Source organism: Pseudomonas sp. LBUM1672, assembly GCF_059695655.1.
On record NZ_CP166781.1, the window covers coordinates 5,117,516 to 5,135,832 of the forward strand.

An 18,317-nucleotide genomic window follows, 5' to 3' on the forward strand; every position below is an offset into this window, starting at 1 on the left:
TAGCGCGGCATTCCAGACCAACGGTCATGGGTTCACCACTGCAGCGAGGGGACGCGGACGGGTTCTTTGATAACGATAAAGCCGTAATCCCCCAGCAGATAAATGCGATAGAACAGGCTGTCCACCAGCGGTGGATAACCCTGGTATCCCACTCGCGTGGCGTTGCGCCGTTCCTTTTCCCTGACCACATTGGTAATGCCTGCCTTGGGCAGGTTTTCCGCGAGCATGTAAAAGTCGGTGTTCAGCAGGTAATGCAAAACCGGCATCTGCTTGAACGACCCGGCTGCGCTCACCAGCCAGTGATCCGAATACGTCACCGACATATAAATACGCTTGGCGTCGCGCAATGCCGGGCGCGAAGCGATGTCGGCACTCAAGGCATACAGCGCATTCGTCGCGAAGGTTTTTTGTAACGTCAGCACACGTCCATAAGCAAAGGACAGCGAGAGCATCGCCAACAGCGGAACCAGCAACAGCAACGGCAGTTTTCCATGCACCGACGCCAACGCCCGATGGCTCAGGTAGAACAGCAGCACCAGCACCACAGCAAAACCCATCAAGGTGCGGGCGCCTTCATTGAAGTCGCGGAAAAACAACGAGGCCCCCGGCACCAGCACCATCAGGACAGGCAAGAGCAAAAGACACAGCAGGCCGATGGTGGTTTTTTCCAGGCCTGTGTCCGCACGCTCCACCACACGCTGCCCCACGCACACGGCACCGGCGACGGCGCACAGCAACAGCGCGGCGAACACCCAGGCAAAGCCGCCATGGAACAGCAGCACGATTTTTTCCAGCACTCGGCCCGCATTGATTTCAACTTGCAGCAGCGGCGCCGCTGCCCCGTTCAACAATGAGGTACGGCTATGAGTCATGAAGGAATAGGCGGTGGCGTAATAGATCAACCCGGCCAGACCTATTTGAACGACTTTGCAGCCGATCAAGCGCCACCACGCGGGCCATGCCAATTTGTCGTTCGCCCCCCGCAGCCACTCCAGGCAACAGAGCCCGAGAAACACATTGAAGCTGACCTGATAAAGCCCGATGGCCAAGGCAATCAGCGCGGCGGGTATCAGCAGTTGCTGGACGCGCGAGGGGCTTTGAAACGTGATCGCGTAGATCACCGCCACCAGGCTCAGGGCCATGGTCGGTCCGTCGTATTGGTACGACAGGTTTTGCAGGAAAAACGGGTTGTACCAAAGCGGCAGCAGCACCAGGCAATGGGCAAACGTCGGTTCGGGGAAGTAGTGAAATGTCAGCCGGGTCAGGGACCAACTCATTGCCAGCGTGGCGATCAACAGCGGCAACGGGAAGATATTCGGCGCGGCACCGCTGAAGGTCAGCAGGTTGTAGAACCATTGCGCGAACAGCCGGCCCTCCTGCGCCCAGCCGGTACCTGCGGCCAGGGCACGCCAGTTGTCATCGATGTAGGGGAAATCCGCGAGGATCAGCGGCAGGACGTAAATCAGCGTCGCAAAAAGAAATATCAACCCGACCTGACGGCCTGTGAGCTCTTTGTCGAGCCATTCGCTGATCTTCATGCCGGCGCCTCATGGGAATTCCGCCTTCAATCGGTAAAGCTTTGAAACCGACGGTAGCCAGAGATCGCGGGGCTGCAAGGCTTTTAGACAGGCGGTTACCCCCTCGGTGATGCACAGAGACATTCCGTAATATCCGCACTTTGCAATTGCCAGCGATTCCCTGCACCCTGCGCGCCGCCTATGTGCGGCGCGCAACCTTTTGTGGCGCCAGCGCTCCTACTTCAAAACCCGTTCAAGAGCCCGCCGCCATGACGACTGAACGCGACCACCGGATCGACTTTTTCCGGGGCCTGGCACTGATCTTCATTTTCTGGGATCACGTGCCCCACAACCCGCTGGGTCAGATCACCCTGCGAAATGTCGGTTTCAGCGACGCCGCGGAAGTCTTCGTTTTTCTCGCCGGTTACGCGGCGGTCCTGGCCTACGGCAAGATCCTTGCGCGCGACGGTTACTTGATTGCCTGCGTGAAAATCCTGCGCCGCGCCTGGGTGCTGTATGTGGTGCATATTTTCCTGCTGGCGATGCTGATGGGCATCGTGTTCTTCGCCAACAGCCATGTGGAGACCCGCGACCTGGTCGAGGAAATGGGCATGCACCACTTCATCAGCAACCCGCAGCAAGCCTTGATCGATGAGTTGCTGCTGCGCTTCAAACCGAACCTGATGGACCCGCTGCCGCTCTACATCGTACTGCTGGCAGGTTTGCCGCTGGTGCTGCCGATATTCGTGCGCAAACCATGGGTGGTGGTAGCGATGTCATTTGCGGTGTACCTGACGGTGCCGTTGTTCGGCTGGAATCTGGCCGCCATCAAGGACGGCGTGTGGTACTTCAACCCCGTCGCCTGGCAACTGTTGTTCGTACTCGGCGGTGCCGCTGCGATTCACGCGCAGCGCCCACGCTTGCCCGACAGGCGCTCATTGCTGCGCCAGCCATTGTTTGTGAGTGCGGCGTTATACGCAGGCGTTGCCGGTGTACTGACCGTATTGTGGCGATGGCCGCAACTGCATGATGCGGTGGTACCGACCAGCCTGAGCAATCTGTTGTACCCGATCAGCAAGACCGACCTGTCGTCGGTGCGCCTGCTGCACTTTCTGGCGCTGGCGTACGTCACGGCGAAACTGTTGCCGGACACTGGCTGGACGCAGAACTGGCTGGCGCAGCAATGCAGTCGCATGGGGCGTTATTCGCTGGAAGTGTTCTGCCTCGGGGTGTTGTTGGCGCCGTTGGCGGACATGGTCAACGCCCTGACTGACGATGCGTTTGCCATGCAAATCTTCACCGCGTTGGTGGGGGCGGGGTTGATGGGGTTGTTGGGGGTTTGGCTGGATTTCAATAAGCGTCTGAATCGGTCGGTTCAAGTCACCACCGCGTGACATCGGCAAAGTAAACATTGTTGCGAGGGAGCTTTTGTGGCGAGGGGATTTATCCCCGTTGGGTGGCGCAGCCGCCCCAAAACCAGCAATCGCGATGTGTCAGGTATACCGAGTGCTATGGTTTTACGACTGCTGCGCAGCCGAACGGGGATAAATCCCCTCACCACAGAAACCACATAGCCACACAAGCCCCCTCGCCACAGGGATTTCATCAGCTAATAAAAAGCCCCGGCCAATGGACCGGGGCTTTTGCGTTTCAGGCGTTACGACTTACGAAGCCGAACTCACCGCCCCTTGCGACACGTTGGTCGGTTGCAGCTTGAACACATAGAACAACACCGTCAGCAGCACCAGGAACGCAGGTCCCACGTACAGCGCCACGCGGGTCTCCGGGAAGTACGCCATCAGGCCGACCACCAGCACCAGGAATGCCAGCGCCAGGTACGAGCTGACCGGATACAGCCACATCTTGTACTTCAGGCCGGCACGTTCGCTGGCACTCAAGCCTTGGCGGAACTTGAGCTGGGCCAGCAGGATCATCACCCAGGTCCAGATCGCGCCGAAGGTGGCAATCGCCGTCACCCAGACGAAGACTTTTTCCGGGACCATGTAGTTGAGCAGCACACCCAGCAACAGCACGAAGATCGACAACAGCAGCGCCCGACGTGGCACGCCGTTGTTCGAGGTCGTGGCAAAACCGGCCGGGGCCTGGCCATTCTGCGCCAGGCTGTAGAGCATGCGCCCGGTGCTGAAGATGCCGCCGTTGCAGGACGACAGCGCCGCAGTGATCACCACGAAGTTGATGATGCCGGCGGCGGTCTTGATGCCCAGACGCTCGAAGGTCATCACAAACGGGCTGCCCTGAGTGCCGATTTCGTTCCACGGGTAGATCGACAGGATCACGAACAACGCGCCGACGTAGAACAGCAGAATCCGCCAGAACACCGAGCCGATCGCATTGGGAATGGTCTTCTGCGGGTTCTTCGCTTCACCGGCGGTCAGGCCGATCATCTCGACGCCGAGGTAGGCGAACATCACCATTTGCAGGGACATCAACACGCCTTGCACGCCGTTGGGCATGAAGCCGCCGTGAGCCCAGAGATTGGAGATCCCCAGCGCTACGCCGTCGTTGCCGAAGCCGAACGCAATTACACCGATGCCGCCGACCACCATCGCAATGATGGTGACGATCTTGATCAGGGCGAACCAGAACTCGAATTCACCGAAGGCTTTTACGGCAATCAGGTTGATCGAACCCATGCTGATCAGCGCGGCGAGTGCCCAGATCCAGCGCGGCACATCGGGGAACCAGACGCCCATGTACACCGCCACTGCGGTGATTTCCGCGACACAGGTCACCAGCCACAGGAACCAGTAATTCCAGCCGGTCAGGAAGCCCGCCAAGGGGCCAAGGTAATCTTGGGCATAACGGCTGAAGGAGCCGGCAACCGGGTTGTGCACGGCCATTTCGCCGAGGGCGCGCATGATCACCAGGATCGCCAGACCGCCGATGATGTAGGACAGCATGATCGCGGGACCGGCCATCTCGATGGCCTTGGCCGAACCGAGGAACAGGCCGACGCCGATACAGGCACCGAGCGCCATCAAGCGAATATGCCGTTCGCCGAGTTCGCGTTTAAGCGGGCCGCCCTGAGCGGTCTCGCCGTGAGGCAGGTGATTGCCGACTGGCATAGGGGTACAACCTCGTCTTGTTATTGGATATGACCACTGAGTAACAAAGCGCTGACCGGTAAGCCATTGCTTCTGAGAAACCGGGCCTGCTTCGTGAGCAAACCCGTCTTGCAGGACAACACCTGCAAGATCAGCGGGGCGTGCAGTATAAAAAGCTTCGTAAAGGGTTTTTCACTCTATAAACCCCAACATTCAGGCAGAACTCTCGGGAAAAGCCCGGTTTGCGGAGGGGCATTACCTGGCATCTGTAGGATTATTCACCAGCTGAAGCGCCGCCGAGTATTGCACAGCATTGGTGCATCGTCATGCCCCTGCCTGGGGCTAATTTACTGCTCGACGTGTCTGGCTCAAGCATTCCAGACCTGAATGCCTCAATGTGATGAGAACCGCTGCCTGTGAAGGGGGGGATTTATGTGGTGAGGGGATTTATCCCCGTTCGGCTGCGCAGCAGTCGTAAAATCTGCGGATGCGGTGTGGCTGAAATCGCAGGGGAGCGCTTCGCACTCCAACGGGGATAAATCCCCTCACCACAACAGCTCCCTCATCCCAGAGGTTCTGCCAATCACTTTGGTGAGCCCTGCAAAAGAATCAGAAATTTCGCTCAACAGTCTCAGCGTCGATACAGATCACTGCCTACTAGCCTGAAACCTCACTTAACTTTCATGCACGGAAGCAATGGATTGCCTACTCAACCAAACTCTCATCGCCTGCGCTTGGGTCGTTACTCCGAAACCGGTCGCGCCTATCTCATCACCGCAGTCATCCATGATCGCCGACCCGTTTTTTCTGACTGGAAATTAGGCCGCCTGCTTGTCGCAGAAATGCGACGGGCACACGACTCCAGGTTAGTGAATTCAATCGCCTGGGTGGTTATGCCCGATCACTTTCATTGGCTGATGCAATTGCAAGAAGGCAACTTGGGGAATGTCATTGGTGCTACCAAAGCAAGATGCGCCCAGGCAGTAAACCAAACGACCGGCCGAAATGGCTCTTTGTGGCAAATCGGCTATCACGACCGGACTATTCGTGATGGCGAAGAGCTTCTGCCGTTTGCTCGTTACATCGTTGCCAACCCTTTGAGAGCAGGGCTCGTAGACAAAATTGGCGATTACCCCCTCTGGGATGCATGCTGGTTGTAACGGCACTACCGAACGCCCTGTGGTGAAGGGACTATGTGGCGAGGGGATTTATCCCCGTTCGGTTGCGCAGCAGCCGTAAACCTGTCGATGCGGAGTTACTGAAAGGACACAGGGGAGCGCTTCGCACTCCAACGGGGATAAATCCCCTCGCCACATAAATTCCTCACCAATCCTCTCATCGCATAAATCCCCCCCAAAAGCTCCTTTCCACAAGCACTTGACGGTGAGAATTCGAAATTTGTGTATCCACAATTTTTTCACCATCGCCAACCACCGACTAAGCTTCAGACAAGTCCGATCAATCTGCGTGAATGGATCAATCGACTATGGGCGCTTTATGGCAAACCGATTCGAGTAAAACTGTGGTTCCGACTGAACGTGTGGATGAAGCGCCTTTACCTGAAAAACCCCCTCGCAGTCGAGTGACGCACGGATGGGGGGCGTTCTGGTTGTTGCTGGTGATTATCCTGATTGTCCTGGGGCTTGCCGCTGCCAAGGAAATGCGCACCTCGAAGTTTCAATCCCGCGAGGTGAGTAAATTCGCCGCTTCCCTGAGTTACGAGATGAAACCCGGCCCCAGCGACGCCATTCGCTATCCCGGTGCAGGCCCGTTCGACTTGCGTTTGGGTTACAGCTCGCTGGACGAGTTTCTGCCGCGGTTGCTCAAGCGTGACTACGTCATTGCGTCACAAACCCGTTTTTCCCAAAAGCTGATGGACTACACCGACAACGGCTTTTTCGTGCCCTACGCGGAGAAAATCCAGGCTGGACTGTCGATTACCGATTGCCGTGCAGCACCGCTTTATCAGTACAAATACCCACAACAACTGTATTCAAGCTTTGAGTCGATTCCACCAGTGGTGGTCAGCAGTCTGTTGTTTATCGAAAACCGCTTTTTGCTCGACCCCAAGCAACCCTTGGCCAACCCCGCCGTGGACTGGCCGCGGTTCGGCATGGCGATCTGGTCCCAGGTTGCCAAGCTGATTCACCTGCCGGGCCAGTCGGCGGGCGGCAGTACGCTGGCGACGCAACTTGAAAAGTATCGGCACTCGCCCGATGGCCTGACGGCGTCGGGCCCGGAAAAGATCCGGCAGATGATTTCCGCCACCGTGCGGGCTTATCAGGCGGGCCCGGAAACCTTGCAGGCCCGGCAAAACGTGGTTCGCGACTACCTCAACAGCGTGCCGCTGTCGGCAGTACCGGGCCACGGTGAAGTGCATGGCATGGCCGAAGGGTTGCGCGTCTGGTACGGCGCCGATTTCAACAAGGCCAACGAACGGCTGGCCAGCACCGACACGGACCCCAAGAGCATGGCCGAAAAAGGCCTGGCCCTGCGTGAAATGCTCTCGCTGATGATCGCCCAGCGCCGCCCGTCTTACTACCTGACCAAGGGTCACGATGAACTGGCGGATCTCACCGACAGCCACATTCGCCTGCTGGCAGCCAATGGCGTGATCGATGCGCCCTTCGCCGCAGCCGCCCTGGCCAGCCAGGTGACCTACCGCGACTGGCAGACCCAGCCGACCATTCAGCCAATTGAAACCAACAAAGGCATCAGCGTGGCGCGCAGCCGTCTGGGCGGGTTGCTCAACCGTCCGCTGTACGACCTCGACCGCCTCGACCTGTCGGCCACCAGCACCCTGCAAGGCGATTTGCAGACCCAGGCCACCGAATACCTCAAGCATCTGGCCGACCCAGTGTTTGCGACACAAATCGGCCTGATGGGCGAACGCTTGCTCACCCCCACCAGCACCACCCAGGTGCGCTACAGCTTTACGTTGTTCGAGCTGACACCGGACGGCGCACGCGTGCGGGTACAGACCGACAGCACCGACCAGCCGTTCGACATCAATGAAGGCAGCAAGCTGGAACTGGGCTCGACCGCGAAAATGCGCGTGCTCACCACCTACCTGCAAATCATGGCCGAGCTGCACGATAAATACGCCACGATGACCATCCCGGAACTGAAGAAAGTCGACATCCCGGATCAGGATCGCCTGAGCCGCTGGGCCGTTGATTACCTGATCCAGAACAAGGACCGCAATCTGTCAGCCATGCTCGGCGCCGCGCTGGATCGTAAATACTCGGCCAGCCCCGGCGAAGCTTTTTTCACCGGCGGCGGGTTGCACACCTTCGTCAACTTCCGCAAGGAAGACAACGGCCGCATTCCGACCTTGCGCGATGCGTTGCGTGAGTCGATCAACCTGCCCTTCATTCGACTGATGCGTGACGTGGTGCGCTACACCACGTATTCAGGCCCCAACAACAGCGCCGAATTGCTCAAGGATGATCGCGACCCACGGCGTCAGGAATACCTGGCCAGTTTCGCCGACCGCGAAGGCACCTCGTTCCTGTTGAAGTTCTGGAAAAAATACAAAAACAAGGACACCCAGGCGCGGCTCGACACCTTCCTCGACAGCATGCGCCCAACGCCGATTCGCATGGCGGCCGTGCACCGTTATCTGCTGCCGCAGGCCAGTCAGGAAAGCTTCAATGCCTTCGTGCGTGCGCACCTCAAAGGCGCCAAGCTCACCGAAAAACTCACCGACGAACGCCTGCAACGGCTCTACGAGAATTACAGCCCCGGCGCCTACGACCTGCCGGATCAGGGCTTCATCGCCAAGGTTCACCCGCTGGACCTGTGGCTCATGGGCTACCTGCTGAACAACCCGGATGCCAAGTGGAGCCAGATCGTCAAAGCCAGCCAGTTCGAGCGTCAGGAGGTCTACAGCTGGCTATTCAAGAGTCGTCACAAGGGCGCCCGCGACAGCCGTATCCGCACCATGCTGGAGATCGAAGCCTTCCTCGACATTCATCAGCGCTGGCAGAAAGTCGGTTACCCGTTCGACCACCTGGTGCCGTCGCTGGCCACCGCCATCGGCAGCTCCGGCGACCGTCCGGCAGCCTTGGGCGAGTTGATCGGCACCATCCTCAACGACGGTGTGCGCATGCCCACATTGCGCATCGACACCCTGCATTTCGCGGCCAATACGCCATACGAAACCAAACTGATCAACGATCCGGACGCTGGTAAACGGGTGATGCCGTCTGAAGTCGCCACGGCCATGCGCGAGGCCTTGTCGCAAGTGGTGGATGCCGGTACGGCCAAACGTGTTTCCGGCAGTTTCATCACGCCCGATGGCGAACCCTTAGCCATGGGCGGCAAGACCGGAACCGGCGATAACCGCATCGAAGCCATCGGGTCCGGTGGGCGGATCCTGAGTTCGAAGTCGATCAACCGCACGGCGACCTTTGTGTTCTTCATCGGCGACAACCACTTCGGCACCTTGACTGCGTTTGTACCGGGGCGCACGGCCGAAGCCTTTAAATTCACCTCGGCATTGCCGGTGCAAGTGCTTAAAGGCATGGCGCCGATTCTGACACCGTACCTGCAACCGGGAGGTCACACCGGATGCCTGCCGGTTGAGGTCGCACGGCGCTGATCGCGGGTGGTAATTAATTATTTTCGGCATGGATAATTCAAATGCTTTCGGCACTGTCCACAGGAACCTGACAGCAATAATTCAGACTTTTACTTTGAGCGATGAAAGATAGGCTGTTGTCTTCTATCACTGCTCAAGGCTTATAAAAACAATGTCAGATTTACAAGGACGTAAAGCTGTTCACCCGTCGGTGACAGACGACAATAAGGGCCGTCACTACGATTTCATCAACCGTCGAATTCACCCAACGTTCAAGGACGCCTCATTGCGAAGGGCGCGGGAGTTGGGCCTCACGGAAGTAATGTCCGGACAATGGTTAAAGACGGCTAACACATACGATCACACGCTGTTACAAGAAGCCAACCTCGAACTCTGGTCCGCTCAGAACAAGGTGGATCGGTTTATTGAAGCGTTACAAAACGTTGATGACTTTGCCGAACCCTTACTCACCGAGGCATTGAAGAAACAGTACGGCGTCGATGTCGATGTAAGAACAACTTGTTTACATCTTTATTTACCCAAAGAGCGCCCCTGGTATGCCATCGACATTTCCGGCGGCGTCGTCACCCGAACCGTCTCACTGCTGAACGCCGCCCTACACAACTTCGCACGGACCGAAACCTGTGAGGCAGATTCCGACTTCATCAGTCAGCCCGATGAGCGCGGTCACTTCGACGTTTTGCCGGTCAAACGCAAAATGTCCATCGCCGAGTTCCAGACCCTGTGTCGCAAGCTGGACATCGGCGCGCGTTATGCCCGTTATCTTGAAGACCGCTTGCTGCCTCGCGATGCCGTCGCGAAGCGTTTTTTGCAACTCAAAATCATCGAGAGCGAGAAAGCGGCCTTCAAGGCAGCCGTTCAATTAGCGCTGATGACCGGCGACATTGATGCCCAGGCGAGCGATCTGATTCTGAAGATGCTCGATGGTCAGCGCAACCTCACTCGCAAAGGCCGGGTGATGCATTTCGCTGAATTGTCCGTTCTGGATAGCCGACTGGCCGGGATCGTGTTGATTACGCCGCAGCTGTATCGCGAGCACAAGGGCGAGCGAGAGCGTGAAGCCGTACCGATATTCGCGTATGTCCCGCAAGGCCCTGAACATCCGCTGAAAGAGTATCCGTCCACTGTTGCCTTCATGAATGAACTGACTCGCCAGCTGCGTGACAACCAGGTCATCTCGTCCGCTGGCATGACTTATCGCCAATACTTCAGCCGGTTCGTCGATCAGTCAGAACGAGGGCATTTTTTCGGCGGGCTGCAACAGCGACTGTTCGAGGTGAAATGGCATCAGAAAGATCCGCTGGATCCAGGACCCAGCTGGCGAGAAGTCCCGGTCGACCCACCCAGTCTTCGTTTCAGCGCCACACCGATCCGCGGCGAATTCTGGGAATACCGCTTTGAGCAGAAGCTGAACAAGATCCTCAATGACGCCCGACACATTGCCGTGTCCACCGCCGACACCGATCGCGATGCCCGATGGGCCTGGTGGGAGAACTTCAAGAAAATAGTCTCGGACATCTTCAACGTCGCCCTGATGGTCATCACACCGTTCGTGCCGGGGTTGGGGGAATTGATGATGGCCTACACCGCCTATCAGATCGCCAGCGATGTCATCGAAGGCATCGTCGACATGACGTTGGGGCTGTGGACAGAAGCCGCTGAGCATATCGTCGGCGTGGTGACGGATGCTATTCAATTGGCGGCGTTTGCTGCCGGCGTGAAGATTGGCGAGATCGCTCGCTTGAAACTTTCACCGTTGTTCGAAGGCATGAAACCGGTGGAGCTGCCCAATGGCCAGCAACGCTTGTGGCATCCCGACCTCAAGCCCTACGAGCACCCGAACGTCGAGTTGCCAGCCGATTCCAGGCCTGACGAATCGGGTTTGCATACTCATGAAGGTCAGCAGATTCTGCCGCTGGAGAAAAAACATTACGCCGTGCAAAAAGACCCGAAAACGGGCAACTATCGTGTCAAACACCCCCATCGTGGCGAGGCCTATTTACCCGAGGTGAAACACAACGGTTTCGGCGCCTGGACACATGAAGCGGAAAGCCCGCGAGACTGGGACCACCCGACACTGATGCGGCGTCTCGGTTACCGCGTCGACGGTTTCAACGATGCGCAGCTGGAGCAAATTCGCATTGCCAGCGGCACCGAAGCGGCTGCATTACGCCAAATGTACGTCGAAAACACCGCCCCGCCCCCGTTGCTTGCCGACGGCCTTGATCGCGCAGACATTCAGCAGCAAACCGAGCAGACGATTCATGACATCCGCTCCGGACGGCCTATCGATCCCGCTTCTTACTGGTTCGAACCGCTGGTGACTTACCTTGAAGGCTGGCCCTCGGACAAAGCCCTGAGAGTCTACGAAAACGCCGACCTGAGGGGCCGCTTTCGCACCTACGGAAATGCCTGGGCGAGCGACGAACAGACGCTCGCCACCAGTCTGTCCCGTCTCATGCAGGGTGACCTGCCAAAGCAGCTCACCGAGTTTCTGAGCGAAGACGAACTTCAAGCGCTGCTCGGCCCGGGTGTCGCCCGGGAAGAACAGCTTCAGGCGCTGCGCAATCAATTGGCTGACGAGGCAGACCGCCTCAGACCCGATATCTTCAATCAGCGCTATCAAGCCGCACAAGCGAGCGCCAACCCGCAGGTTCAACAGCTGCGCGAGGTGGCTCCAGCGTTGCCGACCCGCGCGGCAACCGTACTGCTCAACAGTGCCAACGGCGCTGAGCTCGAACGCATGACACAGGACAAACGCCTGCCGCTGAACCTGAAAAACCAGGCACGTGAAGCGGCCTTCGAAACCCGGGCCAACCATGCCTATGAAGGTTTCACCGATGATGCGCGCTGGATACCAGAGACCGAGCGATTGGTGCTGAACGCGCTCAGGATTCACACCGACGCGTTCGGCGATTTGCGTATCGACGTTCGTCAGGGCACCGACATCGGGCCCTTGCGGTGCAGCGTGGGAGCAGAAGACGCTTCGGTCATCCGGGTTTTGATCAAGGATGACGGGACACGGTACGAAGTGTGGGACGCCGACAACCACAAATTGCACGAAGCCGACGACTTCTACGAATCGGTGCTCAACGCGCTGCCGGCCGGCAAACGCCTGCAACTGGGATATCGCCCCGGCCAGGGAGCCTCGTTCAGGCAATGGGTGCTGGTCAAAACCGAAGCCCCCGCCGAGCGCCGGATCGCGTTGGCGCAGCCACCGATTCGCCCGATCGGCGACCCGGACACCCTGCTGCTGTTGCGTGGCCCGGGCTTTTCCATACAAAGGGCTACCCTGGCGGAACGGGTGCAGGGAACTTACCCACATTTGAACGAGCGCGAGGTCAGCACGTTTGTTCGATCGCTAGGCGAAGAAACTCAGGCGCGCAAGACCCTCGATCGGCTTGACCGCGAACTCTATGAACTTCAAGTGAAGCTCAATAAATGGCGGAATCAGCAACCGGATGCCTGGGGTCCGGACAGAGAAGGGTTCGCGAGAGGTGGCGGGCTACATATCAGCGAGCGACTCATCGAGTGCTTTCAAAGAAAGTCGAGGGCCTTTGGTGATCGCAGTGAGACGCTGGAAGGCGGGTATGTGCTGGACCTGTCGATGGAATTCAACACGATTGACCTTGAGTTGTGGTGGAGCAAACTGCCGGATCTGAAGTACTACCTCGACCAGGTCAGCACGCTAAATCTGGACCGTACTGCCTTTTCCACAACCTCCACGGGGCTGCTGGAAGACTTCACCGGACTTCGGCAACTGAGCGCCAGGGGCTGTGAGCTGAAGGAACTGCCGGTAACGATTGGCAAAATGCATTTTCTTCGCACGCTGCGCTTGATGAACAACCAGCTCCGCTTGACCCGGTCGGCCGTCGAGCAATTGCGGCATTTGACCCATATGGAAACGCTCAGGCTCGATGACAACCCGCAGTTGGGTCTGCTGCCGAACGTCGAACGCATGCCGAAACTGAAGATTCTGAGTTTGAGCAACACCGGCGCAACCGCCTGGCCTGAAGGCCTGTTCGCAAGGCGCCGCCCGCGCGGGTTTTATCTGGACCTGATGCAAAACCCGTTACGCGACATCCCCTTGGTCGTTCCCGGTTCGGAGGCCGCGCGCCTCGTGGCCCGTACGCGACTGTTTCCGACAGACCTTTCGGACGCCAATCTGATTGTTTACAAAGACTACCGAAGATCAGTGGGCATCAGCCCTGATCGCCCTTATTCGGCCGTTGCGGAGCATGCGATCAATCAGTGGCCCATGTCCGACGATTCCCAATGGTGGAGCGACAAGGCCGCCGGCGTGGGCATCTTCAGGGTAGAAGCCTGGCACGACCTGGTGACAGAACCACACTCCCGAGGGTTCTTCAGCTTGATCCAGAAGCAGACAGAGTCTGCCGACTACCGCGCCGGTGGCGATCGGCGCAAGCAGCTGAGTGATCGAGTATGGCGAATGATCGAGGCCATCGACCTGGACACGGCACTGCGCAAAGAGTTGTTTGAAATGGCAACCGCACCGACCACGTGCGCTGACGCCGGTGCTCAGGTCTTCAACAACATGGGCATCAAAGTCTTGGTCAGCGAGGCGTATGCCCAGTCGACTTCGGCCGCGATCCTGGAAAGCAGATTGGTGGCCCTGGCAAAAGGCGCCGCGCGTCTCGAACGGGTGGATGACATCGCCCGGGCGGATTTCGCCAGCCGAAAAGGTCATCCCGATGAAGTCGAAGTGTTCCTCGCTTACGAGACCGGCCTAGCCCAGCGACTCGGTTTACCCTGGCAATCAGAGACCATGCTCTATCGACCCATTGCCGGCGTGAGTGCCAAAACACTCGATACAGCCTTCGATACCGTGATGTCGATGGAAGCCGGTGACGGTTTGATCAATCACATGATCGAGCAGTCGTTCTGGGAAAAATACCTGCATGACACGTATCCCGCGGAGTTCAGGCGCAATGCCCGGACGTATGAAATCAGAACCGATCAATTGGATGAATTGCGCGAGGCCCAGCGTTCCTGGGCGAACGCCAAAGGACGGGTGATTGCGCAAAGACAGGCGATCAAGAAGCGACTGCTGGACCTTGCCAATCAACTGAACGTCCAGGTAAACCGGGTGCTCACCGATGAAGAAATGACCGACGAGGTCTACGGCGGATTGCTGAACGACATCGGCTACGAGGAAAAACAACTGAGCAGACGGTTGACCCGACAGGCGCTGCTCAACGCCGGGTAACCGCCAGTGCCCTGAAGGCAAACAAACGCCTTCAGGGCATGCTACGCGCTACGCGCTTATCCGATTTCCGAATCCCAAACCACGGTGAAGTTCCCGGAATATTTGGAGGCCTCGCCCGGCTTCAACATGTAGTTCACGTAATAAGGTGCAATCTCGAAATGCAGGATGCCCGGCGCACGATCCAGGTAAAAACTGGGTTTGAATTCTTGTGCATTCACGTGCCCGACATGCAACGGACGACGCTTGACCGGTTGCCCGTTGGTATCCGTCAAGCCGTTCGGCAAGCTGACGCTGAGTTGCACCACCGCCGCGCGTTGCGAAACGGGGTCGCGAATCATGCAATCGAACAATCCCGGAATGTCACACTCCAGATGCATCTTGAAGCGGGTCGATGACGAGATGTTGAACGTCTGATCACGAAACAACCGGGTCGGTTTGCGCCCTTGGGTCAGCCAGGCTTGCCAGCCACCCGGCGGGGCCAGTTCCACACGATCGCCACCGGGAGGGATTTCCACTTTCAAGGTGTGCTCGATATTCAAAGCGAAGTTGAGCGTGATCAGGTTATCGTCCGGCAACATCACATCACCCATGTCGAAGTCGCCACCGGGCCCGACGCGATAGCTCATGGTCCCCGTATAAAGCCCGGATGACATTTTCAACGGGTTCGGCGTACGAAGCTCGTAAGCAAAATCTATATAGTTATAAGTCATTGCCGGTATTGGATATCGGGTCGATTTGACACAAACGCCTTCAACAGGCGTTTTCCAGAAAAAGGTATAGCTCCAGGGGTCGTAGGAGCCGACACCACTGTATTCGCAGGGGGGCGGTGAGTAGACCCAACTTGAGCCCCATAAGGTCTGATGCCCTTCGAGCCAGTTCGAGGCACCTGTCAGGCTGATGGTCGTCTCACTGAGCTTATATTGAGACCCCATACCGGCAATGCGTACCTCGACCTGCTCCAACTCCCCCGTAGCTTCATTCTTCACGGACAGGGACCGCCATTGAGCCGGGACTCTGAACATTGAATTATTACGTGGCTCGGCATCAGGCAGCATGGGCCTGACTGACTCGAATTTCAGTGGTAGCCGAATGCTGAACATGTTCTGGTTCTTGCACTCGGAAGGATACGACGCGCAATAACCACTGCTTGGCGTTTGGTTGATGAATTTGTTGTCTGCAGGCTTCGATGGATCAGGCCGAAATAGCGCCGTAATGTCCATTGACGTCGACATCGCCGGCTCAATGCTCCATCCGAACGCCACAATGGCCCAAGCCAACCGACTCGGAATTTTTTCAGTGCTCAGGATGTTCATCGCCTCTCTCAAGCCCCCGGAAGAATCGCATTGAAGATCATGTTGACGCTGCCAAAGTAACTGCCAGGCTTGTAAACCCCATCGGTAGGCGGCATCGGGATGATTTCCAGCAACACGCGTTTTCCGGGTGCTGCCTCGGTCAGCGAAACCACTTCGCTGTTTTCGTGCTCGCTTAACAGCTTGCCGTTGAACAGCACTCGCAAGGCAATGTCATGGGCGTCGGTGCCGTTGGACAGATAGGGACGACCATCAAGCCGCGCCTCGATCGAGCCCGCTTCGTTTTTCACGTCGAAATATTTGCGCAAGCCACCCAATGTCGACGACCTCAGATTCCACGGCAGTTGCTGCTCACGGTGGATCCAGCCAGCGTCTGATGGAATGACATAAAACGCCTGGGTCGGAATCGTCACGAACACTTCGAAGGTGTGCACTTCCCTGGCGGCGGAGGCACCAGCGCTCGACCCCATCACCACGGCCGACAAAAAAACCTGGATCAGCTTCTTGCTCATGGGTTATCCCTTCACGTCCAGTTTTTTGCTGCTTTCACCTTCAATCAGGGTAAAGCGATATTCGCGACCGGCCTGCTTGTCGAACTGAAACGTGCGGCCGGCCAGAATGTGATGCTTGGTCGTCGGTTGGCAGTCCTGCTCGTTCTTGACCGAGCAATCCTTGAACTCGTCGATCACCACCACGGTGTTGCCGTTGTTGCGGATCCGGTAGTTGCCCGCCTCGTTCTCGATTGCGCTGTCGAAACGCGTTTCTTTGGGCCGCACGAAAAACACCGCGCCGTAACCTGCCAGCACGGTGACCCCGGCGGACAAGGACTTTTTGTAGTCTTCGCGCTCTTCGCTGGAGACGGCGAATTCGTCTTCCTTCTCCGGTACGACCGGCACGAAACGCACCCTGAAATACCGCTCTCTGTCGCGTTCGCCCATGTACAGCAACCGTGTGCCCTGCATGCCATTGGCCGGCACAATCAGCCGCGCCGGACTGGCCATCAAGCCATCCCGGGCATTGCCGTCGGCCTGGGTCTTGAGCGGAACTTCGCGCGAGGTGCCATCGGCGTCATACAGGATTTCAAGGATGTTGACCTTGACGAAGGCCGTGCTGTCGCCGCCATTGAACACGCGTTTCAAGTAAGTACTCTTGTCGCTATCCAGGTAGTCGTAAACAGTCCCGATATTGATGCTCGGTGCGGCGTGAGCCATTTGCGTGAAAAGATAAAAACCAAACAGTGCCAACAGGTGTTTCATCGTACTGAACCTCGTTGAATTGAATGCTGAAAAGGGCGGCCTGCTAGATGTCTGAATCCCAGATCACCGTCACATTCCCGGAGTACTGCCGTTGGCGCTCGGGCCGTATCATTTCCGCGACTTCGTCGGGAGGAATCTCGAAGTGCAGCGTTCCCGGTCTTCGCTCTACATAAAAAGCCGGTTGAAATAACTCGGTGCCGCTGCCGTCACGCAGCAGGGGGCGCCGTTCGACAGCGAAGCCATTGGCGTCGCTCAAACCGCGAGGCAGACTGACGCTGACGTTCAGCGGCACGACATGGCCGGACACCGGCTCGCGTAACGAACAGGTCTTGCCGTCCTGGGTGAATTCACACTCCAGTTTCATCTTGAACCGCGAACTGGCTGAGAGATTGAACGTCTGGTCGCGGGACAGGCGCGTGGGTTTGCGTCCCTGCGCCAACCAGGCTTGCCAGCCGCCTTGTGGCAGCAGCTCTATTCGATTGCCACCTGGGGGAATCTCGACTTTGAGGGTGTGTTCGACGGTCAGGGTGAAGTCGAGCTGGATGATTGCATCCGCGGGCACGACGATGTCACCGAGGTCAAAATCGCCGCCAGGGCCGATCGAATAGACCTGCGTGCCCTGATAGACGCCCGAGGACATCTTCAACGGATCCGGCGTGCGCAGTTCGTAGGTAAAATCCAGAGCGCCGTAACCAAACCCGGGAATGAGGAATTTGGCCTGCTTGCCACATACCGCTTCTTCAGGGGTCAGCCAGAAAAACTGAAAACCGGTCAAACCGTAATAGTTTGGAGGGCCTATTGCCCGGCAGGGTCCCGGCGCAATTTGCCAGTCGCGTCCCCACAATGCCGTATGCGCCCTGACAAAATCCGGTTCCCCTGTCAGCTCCAACGCAGAGTGGCTGAGCGTGTAAACACCGCCCATCCCGGCAATGCGCACCTCAACCGTGGCGAGTTCACCGGTCTCGCGGTTCAACACTGTCAACGCTCGCCAGGCGGCGGGCGTCTTGATCATCGCGCCTTTTCGTACGTCTTCGTGGTTGGGCTGGACATCGCCGTGCAATCCAACAGTCACGTGAGAGCGCAAACTGAATATGCCGTGAGCCTTGCAGATAGCGGGGTAATCCTGACAAAACCCTCTATTGGGCGTGGTATTCCTGAATTCGTTTTTCTGCGGGTTGCTCGGGTCAGGGTTGAAGGTGGCCGTGATCGGAAGTACGACCGCGACGGCCTGGAAGCTTGCCGCAACCAGACAGGCCCCTATAAAAAGAGCCACTGCCGTGCGCCATGGGAAAGCAGTCGAAACATTCATCGAGTCATGCACTCCAGAGATTGATCAACC

At 57.7% G+C, this 18,317-nt stretch carries 10 protein-coding genes; 4 read left to right on the plus strand and 6 right to left on the minus strand.

Going from position 1 to position 18,317, the window contains the following annotated elements:
- Positions 1 to 32: 32 nt before the first annotated feature.
- Positions 33 to 1,538: a glucosyltransferase domain-containing protein gene (locus tag ACA053_RS23375; protein ID WP_497393814.1), complete on the minus strand. Its 1,506-nt coding sequence runs from the start codon at positions 1,536 to 1,538 to the stop codon at positions 33 to 35.
- 248 nt (positions 1,539 to 1,786) lie between these two features.
- Here ACA053_RS23375 and ACA053_RS23380 point away from each other — a divergent pair, with 248 nt between their 5' ends.
- The gene (locus ACA053_RS23380; protein ID WP_497393815.1) at positions 1,787 to 2,911 is read left to right on the plus strand and encodes an OpgC family protein; all 1,125 of its coding nucleotides are present in this window, start codon (positions 1,787 to 1,789) and stop codon (positions 2,909 to 2,911) included.
- Between the two features lie 270 nt (positions 2,912 to 3,181).
- Here ACA053_RS23380 and ACA053_RS23385 read toward each other — a convergent pair whose 3' ends face one another.
- Positions 3,182 to 4,603 carry an amino acid permease gene (locus ACA053_RS23385; RefSeq protein WP_497393816.1) on the minus strand — a complete coding sequence of 474 codons (1,422 nt, stop codon included), beginning with the start codon at positions 4,601 to 4,603 and terminating at the stop codon, positions 3,182 to 3,184.
- Positions 4,604 to 5,283: 680 nt separating this feature from the next.
- On the opposite strand from ACA053_RS23385, the gene ACA053_RS23390 reads away from it, so the two are divergent.
- The 3 genes from ACA053_RS23390 (at position 5,284) to ACA053_RS23400 (ending at position 14,412) form a co-directional block, all read left to right on the plus strand.
- Positions 5,284 to 5,742: an REP-associated tyrosine transposase gene (locus tag ACA053_RS23390; protein ID WP_497393817.1), complete on the plus strand. Its 459-nt coding sequence runs from the start codon at positions 5,284 to 5,286 to the stop codon at positions 5,740 to 5,742.
- Between the two features lie 326 nt (positions 5,743 to 6,068).
- The gene (locus tag ACA053_RS23395; RefSeq protein ID WP_497393818.1) at positions 6,069 to 9,185 is read left to right on the plus strand and encodes a transglycosylase domain-containing protein; all 3,117 of its coding nucleotides are present in this window, start codon (positions 6,069 to 6,071) and stop codon (positions 9,183 to 9,185) included.
- A gap of 151 nt (positions 9,186 to 9,336) precedes the next feature.
- Complete coding sequence (locus ACA053_RS23400) at positions 9,337 to 14,412, plus strand: NEL-type E3 ubiquitin ligase domain-containing protein (protein WP_497393819.1); 5,076 nt, start codon at positions 9,337 to 9,339, stop codon at positions 14,410 to 14,412.
- Positions 14,413 to 14,468: 56 nt separating this feature from the next.
- Here ACA053_RS23400 and ACA053_RS23405 read toward each other — a convergent pair whose 3' ends face one another.
- From ACA053_RS23405 to ACA053_RS23420, 4 genes are read right to left on the minus strand one after another with little or no spacing between them, the layout of a single operon-like run.
- Positions 14,469 to 15,725, minus strand: coding sequence for a hypothetical protein (locus ACA053_RS23405; protein ID WP_497393820.1), 1,257 nt, complete (start codon positions 15,723 to 15,725; stop codon positions 14,469 to 14,471).
- Positions 15,726 to 15,733: 8 nt separating this feature from the next.
- A complete protein-coding gene (locus ACA053_RS23410) occupies positions 15,734 to 16,234 on the minus strand; it encodes a CS1 type fimbrial major subunit (protein WP_497393821.1) in 501 nt (166 codons plus the stop codon).
- A 3-nt stretch (positions 16,235 to 16,237) separates the two neighbouring features.
- Positions 16,238 to 16,978 (minus strand): molecular chaperone, encoded by a 741-nt coding sequence (locus tag ACA053_RS23415; protein ID WP_497393822.1) that lies wholly within the window; start codon positions 16,976 to 16,978, stop codon positions 16,238 to 16,240.
- Between the two features lie 43 nt (positions 16,979 to 17,021).
- The gene (locus tag ACA053_RS23420; RefSeq protein ID WP_497393823.1) at positions 17,022 to 18,287 is read right to left on the minus strand and encodes a hypothetical protein; all 1,266 of its coding nucleotides are present in this window, start codon (positions 18,285 to 18,287) and stop codon (positions 17,022 to 17,024) included.
- Between the last annotated feature and the right edge of the window lie 30 nt (positions 18,288 to 18,317).

Bases quoted from the DNA above. Each gene is read 5' to 3' on its own strand.
- ACA053_RS23375 (WP_497393814.1), bottom strand. From the start codon at position 1,538: ATGAAGATCAGCGAATGGCTCGACAAAGAGCTCACAGGCCGTCAGGTC.
- ACA053_RS23380 (WP_497393815.1), top strand. From the start codon at position 1,787: ATGACGACTGAACGCGACCACCGGATCGACTTTTTCCGGGGCCTGGCA.
- ACA053_RS23385 (WP_497393816.1), bottom strand. From the start codon at position 4,603: ATGCCAGTCGGCAATCACCTGCCTCACGGCGAGACCGCTCAGGGCGGC.
- ACA053_RS23395 (WP_497393818.1), top strand. From the start codon at position 6,069: ATGGGCGCTTTATGGCAAACCGATTCGAGTAAAACTGTGGTTCCGACT.
- ACA053_RS23400 (WP_497393819.1), top strand. From the start codon at position 9,337: ATGTCAGATTTACAAGGACGTAAAGCTGTTCACCCGTCGGTGACAGAC.
- ACA053_RS23405 (WP_497393820.1), bottom strand. From the start codon at position 15,725: ATGAACATCCTGAGCACTGAAAAAATTCCGAGTCGGTTGGCTTGGGCC.
- ACA053_RS23410 (WP_497393821.1), bottom strand. From the start codon at position 16,234: ATGAGCAAGAAGCTGATCCAGGTTTTTTTGTCGGCCGTGGTGATGGGG.
- ACA053_RS23415 (WP_497393822.1), bottom strand. From the start codon at position 16,978: ATGAAACACCTGTTGGCACTGTTTGGTTTTTATCTTTTCACGCAAATG.
- ACA053_RS23420 (WP_497393823.1), bottom strand. From the start codon at position 18,287: ATGAATGTTTCGACTGCTTTCCCATGGCGCACGGCAGTGGCTCTTTTT.